This window comes from Aeromonas hydrophila subsp. hydrophila ATCC 7966, assembly GCF_000014805.1.
GTDB classification, from domain to species: domain Bacteria; phylum Pseudomonadota; class Gammaproteobacteria; order Enterobacterales; family Aeromonadaceae; genus Aeromonas; species Aeromonas hydrophila.
The window spans coordinates 2,332,633-2,348,833 of the sequence record NC_008570.1 but is presented as its reverse complement, the minus strand read 5'-3'; the positions used below and the strand labels follow the sequence as shown (position 1 = coordinate 2,348,833).

Sequence of the window (16,201 nt, the reverse complement as noted above, 5' to 3'; positions counted from 1 at the left end):
CGCCTACGGGCGCTCTTTTTTTATCCCGAATTCATGTTTCAGCGTACACCTGTAGTAAACAACTGTACGCTTTTCTTTTTTTATCAAGCTATTAGCAGCACATCCCCCAGCATTTAATCTCGTTTTCATCCCCTCGCCCCCACGCCCGTTGCCTTACTGGTCATACCATATAAAATCCTGCCTCCAACCATAAGAACGTTCGAACTTCAGGTTCACTTTCAAGGACAATGCAATGCACTCCATCATGAAGCCGTCTCTCATCACCCTGCTGGTGCTGTCGAGCCAGGCCCAGGCGGCAGGTTTTCAGCTGGCCGAGCAATCCGCCACCGGCATGGGCCGCGCCTTCGCCGGCGAAGCCGCCATCGCCGACAATGCCAGCGTGCTCTCCCGCAACGCCGCCGCCATGACCCGTTTCGATACCATGGCCTTCTCCGGTGGCTTCATCTATGTGCGCCCCGACGTCAACATCGAGGGCACCACCCGGGTGCCGACCCCCAAGGGGCCGGTCAGCCTGGATGCGGCGGCCCACGACATCGCCGATGATGCCTGGGTACCCAACGCCTACCTCATAGTGCCGCTCAACGACCAGTGGCGCCTGGGGCTGGCTGCCACCTCCTATTACGGGCTCGGCGTCAAGATGCCGGACAACTACAATGCCGGTCACTTCGGCAATGTCTCCGACATCAAAACCGTGGATCTGGGTGCGTCGCTGGCCTATCGCGTCAACCGCGTCTGGTCCGTCGGCGCCGGCCTCTCCGCCATTCAGGGCGAAGGGGAAGTGGGCGGCACCTTCCCGTCCAACAACCAGATCGCCAAGCACCTGAAAGGGGATGGCTGGGCCATGGGCTGGAACCTGGGCACCCTGCTGGAGCTCTCGGAAGCGACCCGCATCGGCCTCTCCTACCGCCATGACGTTACCCTGAAGCTCTCTGGCGACGCCATCGGCATCGACCAGAACGGGCAGCCCTTCACCGATACCGGCAGCCTGGATCTGCCGCTGCCCGCCACCGCCGAGCTGGCCCTGTTCCATCAGCTGACGCCGGCACTGGCGCTGCATTCGAGCATCAACTGGACCAACTGGAGCAAGTTCGTGCAGCTGGAATCCGAGCTCGATCACCACGGCGTCATGCACATCAAGGACGAGCACTGGGAAGACAGCTGGCGCTACGCGCTGGGCCTGACCTACCAGCTGGCCCCGCAATGGCAACTGCGCTCCGGCCTTGCTTATGATCGCAGCCCGGTCCCGGCGGATCGCCGCACCATCTCCATCCCCGACTCGGATCGGGTCTGGTACAGCGCCGGGGTGGGTTATCAGATCGATCGCAACCTCTCGCTGGATCTGGGGGTGACGCTGATCGATGGCAAGAAGGTGGAAGTGAGCGAGACCATGCAGCTCAAACCCGGCATCCCGCAGACCACATCCACCTTCCAGGGCACCTCGGAAGGGGACGCCTGGCTAGCCGGTCTGCAGCTCAATTACCTGTTCTGACGCGGGCGGGCATCCCCTGCCCGCTCACTCAAGCACTATGCCAGTTATTGACCGTTTCTGGCCTCCAAGCGCTGGCATAGTGCGCGGCTTCACAATAAAATCAATCCAGTACACACGCTGGAGAGATGCATGTATTCATACGTAGCAAGGCAGCCCATCCTGGATCGGGAGTTGAACACCCACGCCTATGAGCTGCTGTTTCGCGACAGTCTGGATAACGTGTTCCCCCCCATCTCCTCCCAGCAAGCCACCGCCAGACTGGTTGTCGAACAGTTCCTGCAACAGAACATCGATCAGCTGCTTGGCGGTCGCCCCTGCTTCATCAACTTCCCTCACTCGCTACTGCTGGAAGGGCTGGCCGAGTGCCTGCCGCCGGAGAAGGTGGTGATCGAGATCCTGGAAGATGCCGATCCCGACGATGCCCTGCTGGCCAAGGTGAAGCAGTTGCACGGGCTGGGCTATCAGCTCGCCCTCGACGACTTCACCCTGTCGCCTGACTGGGAGCGCTTCCTCCCCTACATCCACATCATCAAGTTCGATCTGCGCGCCACGTCGCTGCTGCAGATCAAGGTGTTCATCCAGCAGCATCAGCAGCTCAAGCTCACCTATCTGGCGGAGAAGGTGGAGGACAAGGCGGAGTTTGAACGGGTCAAGCGCCTTGGCATCGACCTGTTCCAGGGCTTCTTCTTCAGCCGGCCCGAGATGGTCAAACAGGCGACCATGGAGCCGGCCCAGGTGGTGGTGATGCAACTGCTCAACGTGGTCAACCAGCCCGAGCCCGACCTCAACCGCATCGAGCAACTGCTGAGTCAGGATATCTCCCTGTCCCTCAAACTGCTGCGTTACGTCAACCACCTCAAGAGCCACGCCAACCCCATCTCCTCCTTTCGCCAGGCCGCCGTCTATCTCGGCCACACCCAGCTCAAACGCTTCGTGACCCTGGTCGCCGCCACCAGCGCCGGCCACGGCAAGAGTGCCGAGCTCTATCAGATGTCGATGATCCGGGCCCGCTTCTGCGAGCTGCTGGCCCACACCCATGCACCGACCCAGGAAGCCCAGCAGGCCTTCATCACCGGCCTCTTCTCCCTGCTCGATGTGTTGATGGAACAGCCGATGGACAAGCTGCTCGGCACCATTCCGCTGATCGAGGAGATCCGGGTCGCCCTGCTAGAACGCAAGGGCAACCTGGGGTTCTATCTGTCGTTTTGCGAGGATTACGAGAGTGCGAACTGGCAGCGGATCACGGCCAGAACGGCCCGGCTCGGGCTCAATGAAGAGAAGGTCAGTCAGCTCTATCTGACCGCCACCGCCTGGGTCAACCAGCAACTCCTGGCGATGGCGGAGACAGATTAACCCAGCTCGATGGCGACCGCCGTCGCCTCCCCGCCCCCGATACACAGACTGGCCACCCCGCGTTTGAGACCGCGTTCGCGCAAGGCATGGATCAGGGTCACCAAGATCCTGGCGCCACTCGCCCCCAGCGGATGACCGAGCGCGCAGGCGCCGCCATTCACGTTGACCTTGTCATGGGGTAGCTGGCAACCGGCCATCGCCAGCAGACTGACCATGGCAAACGCCTCGTTGACCTCGAACAAATCCACCTCCTCCACCCGCCAACCCACCTTGGCCAGCAGGCCCTTGATTGCCCCGATCGGCGCGCTGGTAAACTCGGCGGGCAGGGCCGCGTGGCTCTGATAACCCACCAGTCGCGCCAGCACCGGCAGCCCCAGCTGCGCGGCAGTGTCGGAGCGCATCAGGATCAGCGCAGCCGCCCCGTCCGAGATGGAGCTGGCATTGGCCGCCGTGATGGTGCCCGTCTTGCTGAAGGCCGGCTTGAGCTGGGGGATCTTCTCGGGCCTGGCCTTGGCAGGCTGCTCATCCTCGGCCAGCAGCAGGGTATCTACGGCCATCACTGGCGCCAGCTCCGCCGCAAAGGCCCCGCTGCGCTGGGCCGCCAGCGCCCGCTCCAGCGATGCGATGGCAAAAGCATCCATATCGGCACGGGTCAACCCGGCGCGATCGGCGCTCAGCTGGGCATAATGCCCCATCAGCTGACCTTCGTAGGCATCCTGCAGCCCGTCGAGGAACATGTGATCGAGCACGCTCTGGTGCCCCATCCGAAAACCGCTGCGCGCCTTGTCGAGCAGATAGGGGGCGCGGCTCATGCTCTCCATCCCGCCGGCGATCACCACCTTGGTGTCGCCGAGCCGTAGCCCATCGGCCGCCAGCATCACCGCCTTCATGCCGGACCCGCACACCTTGTTGACCGTGGTGCAGGGAATGCTGTCCGGCAGGCCCGCCTTCAGCACCGCTTGGCGGGCGGGTGCCTGGCCGACCCCGGCACTCAGCACGTTGCCCAGATAGGCTTCATCGATCTGCTCTCCCCTGAGCCCCACCTCTGCCATGGCCGCAGCAATGGCACAGGCGCCCAGTTCGGGGGCCGTCAGGTTGGCCAGGGTTCCCTGGAAGGCCCCCATGGGGGTACGTTTGGCCGCAACAATCACGATATCCATCAATTGCACTCTCCTTGTTACATTGAAATAACATATGCTGCCGCCGCTGCGGGAACAAGACTTGCGGGGCAGTTGACGTTTGGGTAAGGTGCCAGCCAGGATTGACAGCCAAGATAGCGCCATGAACCGAACCAAGGATGACACGCGGACCTACAGCATCAGCGAACTGGCCCGTGAATTTGATGTTACGACCCGAAGTATTCGTTTTTATGAAGATCAGGGACTTTTGAATCCTGCCCGTCAGGGACAGACCCGGATCTACAGTCGGCAGGACAGAGTGCGGCTCAAGCTGACCCTGCGCGGCAAGCGACTGGGCTTCAGCCTGGCGGATATCCGCGATCTGTTCGATCTCTACGATGCGGACAAGAGCAGCCGTACCCAGCTGCAGACCATGCTGGGGCTGGTGGCCGACAAGCGGGAGACCCTGCAGCAGCAGCTGGAAGACATCAAGATGGTGCTGCTGGAGCTGGACGCCGCCGAGCAGCGCTGCCAGCAGGCACTCGCTCAGCTCGGCTGACGCTCACAGCAACAAACATAAAGAAAGGGGCCTGCGGGCCCCTTGTTCATTGCAACTGGATTATTTGTTCCAGCGGTCCGGATCGTAATCCGGGCTGTAGCGGTCGACGATGACGGCGCAGGCCGCATCACCGGTGATGTTGAGGGCGGTACGGATCATGTCGAACAGGCGATCCAGCGCGAACAACAGCGGCAGCCCCTCGATGGGGATCCCGGCGGCCAGCAGCACGGCGACCACCAGGAAGCTCGGACCCGGCACGCCGGCCTGGCCGATGGCCCCCAGGGTGGCGGTCACTATGATGGCGGCCCAAGCACCCATGGAGAGGTCGATCTGGTAGACCTGGGCGAAGAAGATGGCGACCAGACCGTAATAGATGGCGTTGCCGCTCATGTTGATGGTGGCACCCAGCGGCAGCACGAAGGAGGCCGTGGCATTGGTCACCTTCAACTCCTCCTCGCAGGTCTCCATGTTGACCGGCAGGGTCGCCATGGAAGAGGCGGTGGAGAAGGCGACGATCTGCGGCTTCTTCATGGCAGACAGATACTTGCGTACCGGCGTGTTGGAGAAGAGCACGATCAGCAGCGGATAGACCACGAAGGCGAAGATCAGGATGGCGGCCAGATAGACCACGAACAGCTTGAGCACCAGGGTCAGCACGTCGAAACCGTAGGTGCCGATGGCATCGGCCATCAGGCCGAACACGCCGAGCGGCGCGATCAGCATCACCTTGTTGATCATCCAGACGAAGGCATCCACCAGGGTGTTGAGTCCGTCCACCAGCGGCTTGGCCCGCTCGCGGGGTTGCTTGGCCAGGGCGATGCCGAGGAACATGCAGAACACCAGGATCTGCAGGATGTTGGCTTCGTTGAGCGACTGGAACACGTTGGTCGGGATCATCCCGAGCAGGGTGGCGACCGCATCGGGCAGAGCGCCCTTGTCGGCATAGTCACCGGAGAACATGGAGGCCATGGAGCCGAACTCGACCCCGACACCGGGCTTGAAGATCTGCCCCATCACCAGTGCCAGCAGTACCGCCAGCGCCGAGGTACCGAGAAAGAAGGCCAGCGTGGTGACGCCAATCTTGCCCGCCGCCGGGCTGGCGCCGAGGTTGGCCGCCCCCGACAGGATGGCCACCGCCACCAGCGGGATCACCAGCATCTTGATCAGCTGGATGAAGAGAGTACCGAGCGGTGCAAACACGGTGGCTTGTTCACCCATGAACGCCCCCACCAGTGCCCCCAGCACCATGGCGACCACTACCTGGAAGCCAACGTTCTTAATGAGTCCTTTTGTTAACACAGAATGTTCCTTTAAGTAGCAAATATTCGCACTTTCCCAGTGCAATCAACCAAACAGGGGATGAACAGCTGTCCATTCCCCTGAGCGCGCGCTTTATCTCATATTTATTCGCTGTTTTAAATCGTCAAATCGTTAACGGGAGTTATTGATAAGTTTGCAACAAAGTAAAGATTCAAAAGGCTCACGGCGATTTTTCCCGCTTTATTCATGACAACTGGCAAAAGATTGTGCTACTTTGGCTGGGCAAACGTGCATACAGGGATGAAAACATGCTGAAAGTTAACGAGTATTTTGATGGAAATGTAAAATCCATCGGTTTCGAGCAAAAAGGCGACAAAGCCACCGTGGGTGTGATGGAAGCCGGTCACTACCAGTTCAATACCGCCGCCCCCGAGCGGATGACGGTGGTCAAGGGTGCGCTGACCATCCAGCTGGCCGACGAAGACGAATGGCACACCTATGAGCAGGGTCAATCCTTCGACGTGGCCGGCCACTCCTCCTTCAAGCTGGAAGTGAAAACCCCCACCGCCTATCTGTGCGAGTTTCTCGATTAAACCGCCGGCAACCCTTGCCTGAACACGCACAAAGGAGCAGCCCCCGGGCCGCTCCTTCTTTATTTGGCGCAGACCGCCCTCCTCTTTGCTGACCATCCTTGCTTTCATTTGCGTGCCGCCATCACACCCCTCGGTTTTCCCGCTTTCCATCGACTACAAAAAATTTACAATATTTAGACGAAACCCATAATCGGAGTGGTGTCATGATCAGTGTCTTCGACCTGTTTTCCATCGGGATCGGTCCCTCTTCTTCTCATACCGTGGGGCCGATGCGCGCCTCCTACGCCTTTGTCAACGCGCTCAAGCAGCAGGGAGTGCTGCCCAGCACCGAACGGGTAGAAGTGGAGTGCTACGGCTCGCTCGGCCAGACCGGCAAGGGCCATGGCACCGGCAAGGCCATCATCCTGGGACTGGCCGGTTTCGAACCCGAGTCGGTGGACATCGAAGCCATCCCCGCCTTTTTGACCGAGGTAGAGCGCAGCCAGTCGCTGCTGCTGGCGGGTGAACAGCCGAGCCAGTTTGCCCGCAGCGGCGCCATCATCTTCAACCGGCGCAAGACCCTGCCCGCCCACTCCAACGGCATGACCCTGCGCGCCTTCGCCGGGGAACAGCTGCTGTTTAGCCAGACCTACTACTCCATCGGCGGCGGTTTCATCATCGAGGAGAGCCACTTCGCCAACGCCAAGGAGGAGGCCGCCCGCTTCGATGCGGCCCACCCCATTCCCTACCCGTTCGAAAGCGGCGCCCAGTTGCTGGCCCACTGCCAGGAGAGCGGCCTCTCCATCTCCGGCGTGATGCTGGCCAACGAGAAGGTGTTTCGCACCGAAGCCGAGATCAAGGCCGGCCTGCGCAAGATCTGGCAGGCCATGCAGGGCTGCGTCGAGCGCGGTTGCCGCAGCGAGGGGGTGCTGCCCGGCGGCCTCAAGGTGAAACGGCGGGCCCCGGCGCTCTATCGCCAGCTCAGCTGCGAGACCAATTTCAACAAGGATCCGCTGATGGTGATGGAGTGGGTGGATCTGTTTGCACTGGCCGTCAACGAGGAGAACGCCGCCGGCGGCCGGGTGGTGACCGCCCCCACCAACGGCGCCGCCGGCATCATTCCCGCCGTGCTGCACTATTACGATCGCTTCGTGCGCAAGGTGGATGACGAGCTGCTGCTGAGCTACTTCCTCGCCGCCGCCGCCATCGGCATCCTCTACAAGAAGAACGCATCGCTCTCCGGCGCCGAGGTGGGCTGCCAGGGGGAAGTGGGGGTGGCCTGCTCCATGGCGGCGGGGGCGCTGACCGAGATCCTGGGCGGCAGCCCGGCGATTGTCGAAAACGCCGCCGAGATCGGCATGGAACACAATCTGGGGCTCACCTGCGATCCAGTGGGTGGCCAGGTGCAAGTGCCCTGCATCGAGCGCAACGCCATGGGCGCGGTCAAGGCGATCAACGCCGCGCGCCTGGCCCTGCGCGGTACCGGCGAACACAAGGTATCGCTGGACAAGGTGATCAAGACCATGTGGGAAACCGGCAACGACATGAAGACCAAATACAAGGAAACTGCCCGCGGTGGCCTGGCGGTTAACATTACCGAGTGTTAAAAATCGGTAACTTGCTCCATTTGGTTCCTAAATACCCGGCATTGTCGGGTATTTTTATGGGCAAACGCTTAACAAAATGGATAAGCATCAAAATAAATTTTATACTCGCCCGCTCTGATTCAACAAAAATAGATCTATTTCAACTTTTTTTGGGCTTTGAGCCGTTACACTGTGGTTATCTGGTTCATTGACCTCGGCGACGACGCCCTCGTCCCATGGATCACCCCGTTTCTGCGAGTGGGCATGGCGCCCCCTTCTATCCTGAGGTAATTGTTACATGATCAGCGTTTTTGATATCTTCAAAATCGGTGTTGGCCCCTCCTCTTCCCACACTGTCGGCCCGATGAAAGCAGCCAAACAGTTCGTGGATGAACTGCGTGCAGGCGGCAAGATCCGTGACATCACCCGGATCCAGGTCGATGTCTACGGCTCACTCTCCTGGACCGGCAAAGGTCACCACACCGATACCGCTATCATCATGGGTCTGGCGGGCAACCTGCCGGAAAATGTCGACATCGACGGCATCCCCGAGTTCATCTCCCGTGTCGAGCAGACCGGTCGTCTGCCCATCGGCCTGCACTGCCACACTGTCAGCTTCCCGCGCGATGCCATGGTGTTCCATGACGAAGCCCTGCCGCTGCATGAAAACGGCATGAAGCTGACCGCCTTCATCGAAGATGCTGCCGTCTACAGCAAGACCTACTACTCCATCGGCGGTGGCTTCATCGTTGACGAAGAGAACTTCGGCAAGGCCGACAGCGGCGACATGTCCGTCAGCTACCCGTTCAAGAGCGCGGCCGAGCTTATCGCCCACTGCAGCCAGACCGGCCTCTCCATCTCCGCCCTGATGATGGAGAACGAGAAGTGCTTCAATACCCCGGAAGAGATCTACAAGAAGCTCGGCAAGATCTGGACCACCATGCGTGAAGGGATCGAGCGCGGCTGCCGCACCGAAGGCGTTCTCGCCGGCCCGCTGCGCGTACCGCGCCGCGCCGCGCCGCTCTATCGTCAGCTGACCACCAACGAGAACCTCTCCAACGATCCGATGAACATCGTGGACTGGGTCAACATGTTCGCCCTGGCGGTGAGTGAAGAGAATGCGGCCGGTGGCCGTGTGGTGACCGCGCCGACCAACGGTGCCGCCGGCATCATCCCGGCCGTGCTGGCCTACTACGACAAGTTCATCCAGCCGGTTGGCCGCGACGACTACACCCGCTTCTATCTGGCTGCGGCTGCCGTCGGCATGCTCTACAAGATGAACGCCTCCATCTCCGGCGCCGAAGTGGGCTGTCAGGGTGAAGTGGGCGTCTCCTGCTCCATGGCCGCCGCCGGTCTGACCGAGTTGATGGGCGGCAGCCCGGAGCACGTCTGTGAAGCCGCCGAGATCGGCATGGAACACAACCTGGGTCTGACCTGTGACCCGGTCGCCGGTCAGGTGCAGGTGCCCTGCATCGAGCGCAACGCCATCGCTGCCATGAAGGCGGTCAACGCCTCCCGCATGGCGCTGCGTCGCACCTCCAAGCCGCGCGTCTCGCTGGACAAGGTCATCGAGACCATGTACATCACCGGCAAGGACATGGACTCCAAGTACCGTGAAACCTCCCGCGGTGGCCTGGCCATCAAGGTGATGCAAGTCGCCTGCGAATAAGTCGGCGTGGCAACAATAAAAATGGCGGGCATTCCCGCCGTTTTTATTGCCTGTCGTTTGGATATTCCGCCCCGCCTCACCCGGCAAGTCCGCCGCATCCGATCGTTATTCCCACGCTGACGGCTTGCCCCGATGGCAAATCCGGCGGCACCATTCCGATCGCTATTCCCACGCTGATGGCTTGCCCCCGATGGCAAATCCAGCGGCACCATTATCGATTATTCCACGATACGATCGGCCAGGGTGCCCACCGCCACCACGAAATAGTGGGAGCGATTCCAGTCGCGCAGCACCCGATAATTGGGATAGGCGAGATAGGCAGCCCCGCCCTCCCCATCGGGCTGCACCAGCGAGGCCTGCAGCGACGCCTGCGGCAAGTCTGCCCCATCCGCTTTGCGCACTCCGAGGGCCTGCCATGCCGACAGTGCCCGGATCTCCTCCAGTCCGACCAGCGCAGAATCCAGCCCTGCCGGAGCCCTCACCAGGCGACCCCAGGTTTCATCCCCGTGCCAGCCGTTCTGATGCAGATAATTGGCTGCCGAACCAAACACATCCGCCAGATTGCCCCACAGATCCTGCTTGCCGTCCCCGTCCTGATCGACCGCATATTTGAGATAGGACGAGGGCATGAACTGCACCTGCCCCATGGCGCCGGCCCAAGATCCCTTGAGATCGGCTGGCGCCATTTTCTGCTGCTCCAGAATGCGCAGGGCGTCAAACAACTGCCCCTTGAAGAAGGCTTCACGGCGCCCCTCCCAGGCCAGGGTCGCCAGCGACGACACCAGCGGATATTTGCCGGTCAATTTGCCGAAATTGGTTTCAATGCCCCACAGGGCGACAATAAAACGCGGTTGCACATCATATTCCGCCCCTATTTTTGTGAGCAGCGGCAAATACTGACGATATAGCCGTTTGGCTTGATTGACTTTCCATTGCGGCACGGCGCGAGGAATATAAGTGGCGAGGGTCTGTTTAAATTCCGGCTGATTTTTATCGTGCCGAATGGCGACCTCGATCAGGTGAATATCGGCGAAGGCGGTGGCGACCGTCGCCGGCGAGATCCCGGCGGCCAGGGCCTCTTGTTTGAGACCCGTCACATAATGTTCAAAATCGGGGCTGGCCTGCAGCGGGTAACTGATGATCCCGCTTATCAATAACAGAGCCAGCCGACCCTTCATTCCCGTTCGGCCTTTAATTGGGCCTTGTGTTGTTCCAGCAGGTTTTCCGGTGGCGGTGGCACCTGCAGATAGAAACCCTGGCTCTGCAGCGCCTCCATCACCCGGCTGGTGGAGGCGATCCCCAAGGGCTTGGCTGGGTCCAGTTTGGTCATCAATACCAGTTCGGGACGGCCGAATGCACTCATCAGCACCTCGGGGACGCGGGAAAAATCCTCTCTTCTTTCAACAAAAAGATAGGTCTCGGCTTTTTTGCGACTTTTATAGACTGCACACAACATGGAAATTGATATAATCCAACCGGTTTATTGCCTCTGAGGATGGCAAACTATAACATCGGGAATTGAATAACAATAACGGATTACCGTCTCTGTCTCGGGGAAGATTCATGGTTGAGCGCGATAACGAATTGAAAGGGACCACCTTCACTATTTCTGTGTTGCATATCAGCGATGGCAAACCTGAGCGGATCCGCCAGTTGCTGGCGGCCAAAGTGGCTCAGGCGCCCCAGTTTTTTAATTGTGCCCCCCTCGTCATCAATGTGGAACGGCTCACCGATATCCCCGACTTCGAACAGCTCAAGGAGCTGGTGGAATCGGAAGACTTCGTGCTGGTCGGGATCACGGGGGCCCAGAGCGAGGCGATGAAGACGGCCGCCAAGGCGGCCGGACTGGCGGTGATGGCCTCCGGCAAGAGCCGCAAGGCCGAGCCGCAACCCCAGCCAGAGCCTGCTCCAACCCCGGCCCCCATCGTCGAGGTGAAAGCCGTGCCGGCTCCGCTGGTAGCGAGCAAGGTGCATGTGGGCCCGGTACGCTCCGGCCAGCAGCTCTACGCCGCCGGCACCTCGCTGGTGGTGCTGGGCTCGGTCAGTCCGGGCGCCGAAGTGATCGCCGACGACAGTATTCATATTTATGGCACTCTGCGCGGCAGGGCCATTGCCGGTGCCAAGGGCAACCCCCAGGCACGGATCTATTGCCAGCAATTGCAGGCCGAGCTGCTCTCCATCGCAGGCACATTCCAGCTGAGCGATGCATTGCCGGCCGGCCTCATCCAGCAGCCGGTTCATGTCCGGCTGGATAACGAACAACTCCGTATAGACCGTATCAAATAGAGTTACAAGGAAGCGAGAATGGCGCGAATCATAGTCGTTACATCGGGTAAAGGTGGCGTTGGCAAGACCACAACCAGCGCGGCCCTGAGTACCGGTTTAGCTCAGCGTGGCCACAAGACCGTGGTCATCGATTTTGACATTGGTCTGAGAAATCTGGACCTCATCATGGGCTGTGAACGGCGCGTGGTGTATGACTTCGTCAACGTCATCAATGGCGAGGCCAACCTCAACCAGGCCCTCATCAAGGACAAGCGCTGCGAAAACCTGTTCATCCTGCCCGCCTCCCAGACCCGGGACAAGGACGCCCTCACACGTGAAGGGGTCGAGAAGATCCTGGATCAGCTGACCGAGATGAAGTTCGACTACATCGTCTGCGACTCCCCGGCTGGGATCGAAGCGGGTGCCCTGATGGCGCTCTACTTCGCCGACGAGGCCATCGTCACCACCAACCCGGAAGTCTCGTCGGTGCGCGACTCGGACCGCATCCTCGGTATCCTGGCCTCCAAGTCCCGCCGCGCCGAGCGTGGCGAAGACCCCATCAAGGAACACCTGCTGCTCACCCGCTACTGCCCGACTCGCGTCAACCGTGGCGACATGCTGAGCGTGCAGGACGTACAGGAGATCCTGGCCATCAAACTGCTCGGGGTGATCCCGGAGTCCCAGGCGGTGCTGCGTGCCTCCAACTCGGGGGAACCCGTCATCCTGGACAAGGAGTCCGATGCCGGTCAGGCCTATGAGGATGCCGTTGCCCGTCTGCTGGGCGACACCAAGGATTTTCGTTTTCTGGAAGAAGAAAAGAAGGGCTTCTTTAGCCGACTGTTCGGGAGTTAAGCATGTCATTATTGGATTATTTTCGTTCCAACAAGAAACAGAGCACCGCACAACTGGCCAAAGAGCGGTTGCAGATCATCGTGGCTCACGAGCGTTCATCCAGAGGGGGGCCGGATTACCTGCCCCAGCTCAAGCAGGATATCCTCGACGTGATCCGTAAATATGTGCAGATCGACCCTGACAAGATCACGGTCCAGCTGGACAAGAAGAGTGATGAGTTGTCCGTGCTGGAGCTCAACATCACCTTCGCCGATGACAAGAAGGGATGAGCTGACGCCCTATGCGTGACCCCTTCCCCCAATGAAGACCGGATCCTGTGCCAGGATCCGGTTTTTTTATTGCCACGGCGCCGCCAGCCGTGCTCGCCAAGCACGCAGGGGCCAGCTAGAATACCGCGCGCCACCGCCTGGCCTTGCCGACGGGGTTTTTCTTTTATTTTCAGCTGGAACAGACCGCTTATGTCTTTGAACGACGAAATGCACAGCGTCGAGGAACTGCTCGACACCGCTCTGGAACTCTTCATGGAGCTGGCCTCCGACAACCTGCCGGAGCAGGAGATTGCCCGCTTCAATCAGGAGTTCAACGATCGCGGCCTGCTGGCGGAAACCGATCCGGCCGATGACTGGGAAGCGGACGTGGGATTCGAAGTCAGCGACGCCGACTATGCCGAAGTCTGGATCGGGCTTGGCAACGAGCAGGAAGAGTACGAGCACCTGTTCGCCCGCATGCTGCTCTCCCGCCGTGTTGACGAGAAGTTCTGCCACATCGAATGGCTGCCCCAATAATTCCGGATCCCGATGATCCCAGCCACTACGTCTGGGAGCCGGAGCCCGACCCCGTGCGTCCCGCCCTGGCCAGACGCCTGCTGAGCGGGCTCGGCAAACTGCTGCTGGCGGCACTGCTCAGCACCATCGTCTCGGTGGCCTTGCTGCGCTTCATCGATCCGCCCATGTGGACCTGGCGCCTCGAGCGGGCGCTGTTTCCACCGGCCAAGGTGGCCGAGGTCAAGCACGACTGGGTGCCGCTCGAGCAGATCTCCCGCGAGCTACAACTGGCGGTGATTGCCGCCGAAGATCAACGCTTTGCCGAACACAATGGCTTCGACATGGATGCCATCAGCTCGGCGCTCAAGCACAATCAGCACAGTGAGCGGGTGCGCGGCGCCAGCACCCTCAGCCAGCAGACCGCCAAGAACCTCTTCATGTGGAGCGATCGCAGCTTCCTGCGCAAGGGGATCGAGGCCTGGTTCACCCTGCTGATGGAGCTGGGCTGGGACAAGTCCCGCATCCTCGAGATGTACCTGAATATCGTGGAGTTCGGGCCCGGTATCTACGGCGCCGAGGCCGCTGCCAGGCACTACTTCGGCAAACCGGCCGCCCGCCTGACCCGTTACGAAGCCTCCCTGCTGGCCGCCGCCCTGCCCAATCCCTGGCGCTATCGGGTCAAGCCTCCTTCACCCTACGTCCAGCAGCGCTCGGCCTGGATCCGCCGTCAGATGGGCCAGCTGGGTCAGATCACCCTCAACAAGGTGCATCAGGCCGATTGACCAGCCGGCCGCCAAGGCTCAACTGCCGGCGGCCGGGTCGTCTGCCGGCGGGCCCAGATGGCCGCCTATGGTACCCCGGTGCAGCGGCAGATAGTGCCACCACCAGGCCTCTCGCCGCCGTTTGATCTGCTGTCGCCTTGTCCGTCGTTTCATGGCACCTCTCCCTTGCCCTCGCCCCCTTCAACCATACCCCTTTGCCGGCGCCCTTGCCCAGACCCGGCGCACCATGCCCACTGGTCTGGCCGCCACCGCCAATAATTGCTACAGTAGCGAACCTCGATGTATCTGGAGTGATTTCATGGAACAGCGTACCCCGGATCAACTGGTCGAATGGGCCTATGATCAGTTTCTTGAGCAGGCCGCAGACATGCTGGCCCCCGAACAAATCGTCGACATCACCCTGGAGTTCGAACAGCGTGGCGCCGTCGAGGCGACCCTGCCCAACGCCGACTGGTCAGCCGAACTCGGTGTGCCGGTCGACATGGAGCGCTGGGTCGAGGTGTGGGTCGGCTTGCTGGATCATCAGGAGGAGTTTGAGGTGATTTTTGCCACCTTCCTGCTGCCCCGCCATCTCAATGAGCACGATGTCCATGTGCGCTGGCACCGCCAGCAACAGGCATAAAAAAGGCGCCCTCGGCGCCTTTCTCTTTTCTGCAAAGCCCCTCAGGGACGGGCCGCCATGGCCTTGACCAGACAGCGGCGGCACCAGCAGGCGCTGGCCTCCCCCATGGGCAGGGCCGGCAACTGGCTGCACCAGCACTCGGCGATGGTCGCGCCGGCTGACACGGTGCAAAATGCCGGCTCACCGCAGCCGGGACAGCGGTGGGTACTGGTTGAACCGTCCAGCTGCGCCATTACCGCCAGCTGGGCGTCACTGTCCATGGCGGACCAGCGACCTATCTCGGTCAGGGTACGGCCACAGCCAAGACAGAGGCCATCCTTTGCCTGGCAATGACCAATGCAGGGGCTCGGCACTTATTCGCCATCCGGCGCGTTATCGGCAGCCACGAGCGTGATGCAGTTGTCCTCGAGCACAATCTTGCCCTGCTTGTAGAGGCCGCCGATGGCCTTCTTGAAGGTGCCCTTGCTCATGCCAAGCAGCTTGTAGATGAGCTCGGGTTCGCTCTTGTCACCCACCGCCAGACTGCCGCCCTGCTTCTTGAGGCGGGCCAGGATCAGCTCGCCGGCATCGTCCATCCGCGCCATGCCCGGCTTTTGCAGGGTCAGATCCAGCTTGCCGTCGTCACGCACCTGCTTGACCCAGGCGGTCAGCGGCCGGCCCGTGGTGACCCGGCCGAACACCTCGTTCTTGAACAGCATGCCGGCGTATTCGCCGTTGACGATGGCCTTGATGCCGAGCGGCGTGCGCTCGCCGGGCAGGGCAGTCACTTCGTCACCCGCCTTGAAGGGGGGCTTGTCGGTGCGCAGGAAGCGCTCGAGGCGGCTGGTGCCCACCATGCGGCCCTCGTGATCGAGCATCAGCCGCACCAGATAGACGTGGCCCACCTGCATCGGTTTGTTCTGCTCACGGGTCGGCACGAACAGATCCTTCTTCATGCCCCAGTCGAGGAAGGCGCCAATCTTGTTGGCATTGACCACCTTGAGGCCGACGATGTCGTCCACCATGGCAAACGGCTTGTCGGTGGTGATCACCGGCTCGCAGTCGGCATCCAGATAGAGGAAGACCTTGACCTCACTGCCCTCGGCCACCCCTTCCGGCAGTTGGCGTTTGGGCAGCAGCAGCTCGCCATATTCGTCGGCCGCAAGCCAGGCGCCGCGCTCTTCGAGCTCGACTACGGTAAGGGTGTTCATCTTGCCAATCTGTAGCATGGTGTTCTCTTCTTTCATTGTCCGGATGGCCAATTTTTCATTGTCCGTATGGGCGCGCATGTTACCCCAAGAGCGGTAACAGGGCCTAGTCCCTTGCCCGGT

The 16,201-nt window shown here is 60.8% G+C and carries 19 protein-coding genes; 12 read left to right on the top strand and 7 right to left on the bottom strand.

Annotated elements, in window-relative coordinates:
- Positions 1-232: 232 nt before the first annotated feature.
- A complete protein-coding gene (locus tag AHA_RS10855) occupies positions 233-1,489 on the top strand; it encodes an OmpP1/FadL family transporter (protein ID WP_011706003.1) in 1,257 nt (418 codons plus the stop codon).
- A 129-nt stretch (positions 1,490-1,618) separates the two neighbouring features.
- A complete protein-coding gene (locus AHA_RS10850; RefSeq protein ID WP_011706002.1) occupies positions 1,619-2,842 on the top strand; it encodes an EAL and HDOD domain-containing protein in 1,224 nt (407 codons plus the stop codon).
- Here the strand turns inward: AHA_RS10850 and AHA_RS10845 are convergent.
- Positions 2,839-4,002: a thiolase family protein gene (locus AHA_RS10845; RefSeq protein ID WP_011706001.1), complete on the bottom strand. Its 1,164-nt coding sequence runs from the start codon at positions 4,000-4,002 to the stop codon at positions 2,839-2,841. The two genes, AHA_RS10850 and AHA_RS10845, sit on opposite strands and share 4 nt — an antisense overlap.
- 121 nt (positions 4,003-4,123) lie before the next feature.
- On the opposite strand from AHA_RS10845, the gene AHA_RS10840 reads away from it, so the two are divergent.
- The gene (locus AHA_RS10840) at positions 4,124-4,519 is read left to right on the top strand and encodes a MerR family transcriptional regulator (RefSeq protein ID WP_016350830.1); all 396 of its coding nucleotides are present in this window, start codon (positions 4,124-4,126) and stop codon (positions 4,517-4,519) included.
- A gap of 60 nt (positions 4,520-4,579) precedes the next feature.
- On the opposite strand, the gene AHA_RS10835 is transcribed toward AHA_RS10840, so the two are convergent.
- Positions 4,580-5,818: a dicarboxylate/amino acid:cation symporter gene (locus AHA_RS10835; RefSeq protein ID WP_011705999.1), complete on the bottom strand. Its 1,239-nt coding sequence runs from the start codon at positions 5,816-5,818 to the stop codon at positions 4,580-4,582.
- A 269-nt stretch (positions 5,819-6,087) separates the two neighbouring features.
- Between AHA_RS10835 and ppnP the strand changes: the two genes are divergently transcribed.
- From ppnP to AHA_RS10820, 3 genes are all read left to right on the top strand, one after another.
- Positions 6,088-6,372 carry a pyrimidine/purine nucleoside phosphorylase gene (gene ppnP, locus AHA_RS10830; RefSeq protein ID WP_010633884.1) on the top strand — a complete coding sequence of 95 codons (285 nt, stop codon included), beginning with the start codon at positions 6,088-6,090 and terminating at the stop codon, positions 6,370-6,372.
- Positions 6,373-6,575: 203 nt separating this feature from the next.
- Positions 6,576-7,958, top strand: coding sequence for an L-serine ammonia-lyase (locus tag AHA_RS10825; RefSeq protein WP_011705997.1), 1,383 nt, complete (start codon positions 6,576-6,578; stop codon positions 7,956-7,958).
- Positions 7,959-8,235: 277 nt separating this feature from the next.
- On the top strand, positions 8,236-9,606 hold the full coding sequence (locus tag AHA_RS10820) for an L-serine ammonia-lyase (protein WP_011705996.1): 1,371 nt from the start codon (positions 8,236-8,238) through the stop codon (positions 9,604-9,606).
- 218 nt (positions 9,607-9,824) lie between these two features.
- On the opposite strand, the gene AHA_RS10815 is transcribed toward AHA_RS10820, so the two are convergent.
- The gene (locus tag AHA_RS10815; protein ID WP_011705995.1) at positions 9,825-10,784 is read right to left on the bottom strand and encodes a lytic murein transglycosylase; all 960 of its coding nucleotides are present in this window, start codon (positions 10,782-10,784) and stop codon (positions 9,825-9,827) included.
- Positions 10,781-11,062 carry a YcgL domain-containing protein gene (locus AHA_RS10810; RefSeq protein ID WP_011705994.1) on the bottom strand — a complete coding sequence of 94 codons (282 nt, stop codon included), beginning with the start codon at positions 11,060-11,062 and terminating at the stop codon, positions 10,781-10,783. Before AHA_RS10810 ends, AHA_RS10815 begins: the two co-directional genes overlap by 4 nt.
- A gap of 107 nt (positions 11,063-11,169) precedes the next feature.
- On the opposite strand from AHA_RS10810, the gene minC reads away from it, so the two are divergent.
- The 5 genes from minC (at position 11,170) to mtgA (ending at position 14,269) form a co-directional block, all read left to right on the top strand.
- Complete coding sequence (gene minC, locus AHA_RS10805) at positions 11,170-11,892, top strand: septum site-determining protein MinC (RefSeq protein WP_011705993.1); 723 nt, start codon at positions 11,170-11,172, stop codon at positions 11,890-11,892.
- A gap of 18 nt (positions 11,893-11,910) precedes the next feature.
- A complete protein-coding gene (gene minD / locus AHA_RS10800; RefSeq protein WP_011705992.1) occupies positions 11,911-12,723 on the top strand; it encodes a septum site-determining protein MinD in 813 nt (270 codons plus the stop codon).
- A 2-nt stretch (positions 12,724-12,725) separates the two neighbouring features.
- On the top strand, positions 12,726-12,992 hold the full coding sequence (minE, locus tag AHA_RS10795; RefSeq protein ID WP_011705991.1) for a cell division topological specificity factor MinE: 267 nt from the start codon (positions 12,726-12,728) through the stop codon (positions 12,990-12,992).
- Between the two features lie 189 nt (positions 12,993-13,181).
- On the top strand, positions 13,182-13,508 hold the full coding sequence (locus AHA_RS10790; RefSeq protein ID WP_016350836.1) for an HI1450 family dsDNA-mimic protein: 327 nt from the start codon (positions 13,182-13,184) through the stop codon (positions 13,506-13,508).
- A gap of 53 nt (positions 13,509-13,561) precedes the next feature.
- Entirely contained in the window at positions 13,562-14,269 is a 708-nt protein-coding gene (mtgA, locus tag AHA_RS10785; RefSeq protein ID WP_011705989.1) for a monofunctional biosynthetic peptidoglycan transglycosylase, read from the top strand.
- Positions 14,270-14,287: 18 nt separating this feature from the next.
- On the opposite strand, the gene AHA_RS21950 is transcribed toward mtgA, so the two are convergent.
- The gene (locus AHA_RS21950; protein ID WP_256681954.1) at positions 14,288-14,422 is read right to left on the bottom strand and encodes a hypothetical protein; all 135 of its coding nucleotides are present in this window, start codon (positions 14,420-14,422) and stop codon (positions 14,288-14,290) included.
- A 145-nt stretch (positions 14,423-14,567) separates the two neighbouring features.
- Between AHA_RS21950 and AHA_RS10780 the strand changes: the two genes are divergently transcribed.
- Entirely contained in the window at positions 14,568-14,891 is a 324-nt protein-coding gene (locus AHA_RS10780) for an HI1450 family dsDNA-mimic protein (protein ID WP_016350838.1), read from the top strand.
- 41 nt (positions 14,892-14,932) lie between these two features.
- On the opposite strand, the gene AHA_RS10775 is transcribed toward AHA_RS10780, so the two are convergent.
- On the bottom strand, positions 14,933-15,244 hold the full coding sequence (locus tag AHA_RS10775) for a DUF1289 domain-containing protein (protein ID WP_011705987.1): 312 nt from the start codon (positions 15,242-15,244) through the stop codon (positions 14,933-14,935).
- The gene (locus AHA_RS10770; protein WP_039214397.1) at positions 15,245-16,117 is read right to left on the bottom strand and encodes a CvfB family protein; all 873 of its coding nucleotides are present in this window, start codon (positions 16,115-16,117) and stop codon (positions 15,245-15,247) included.
- Positions 16,118-16,201 lie beyond the last annotated feature (84 nt).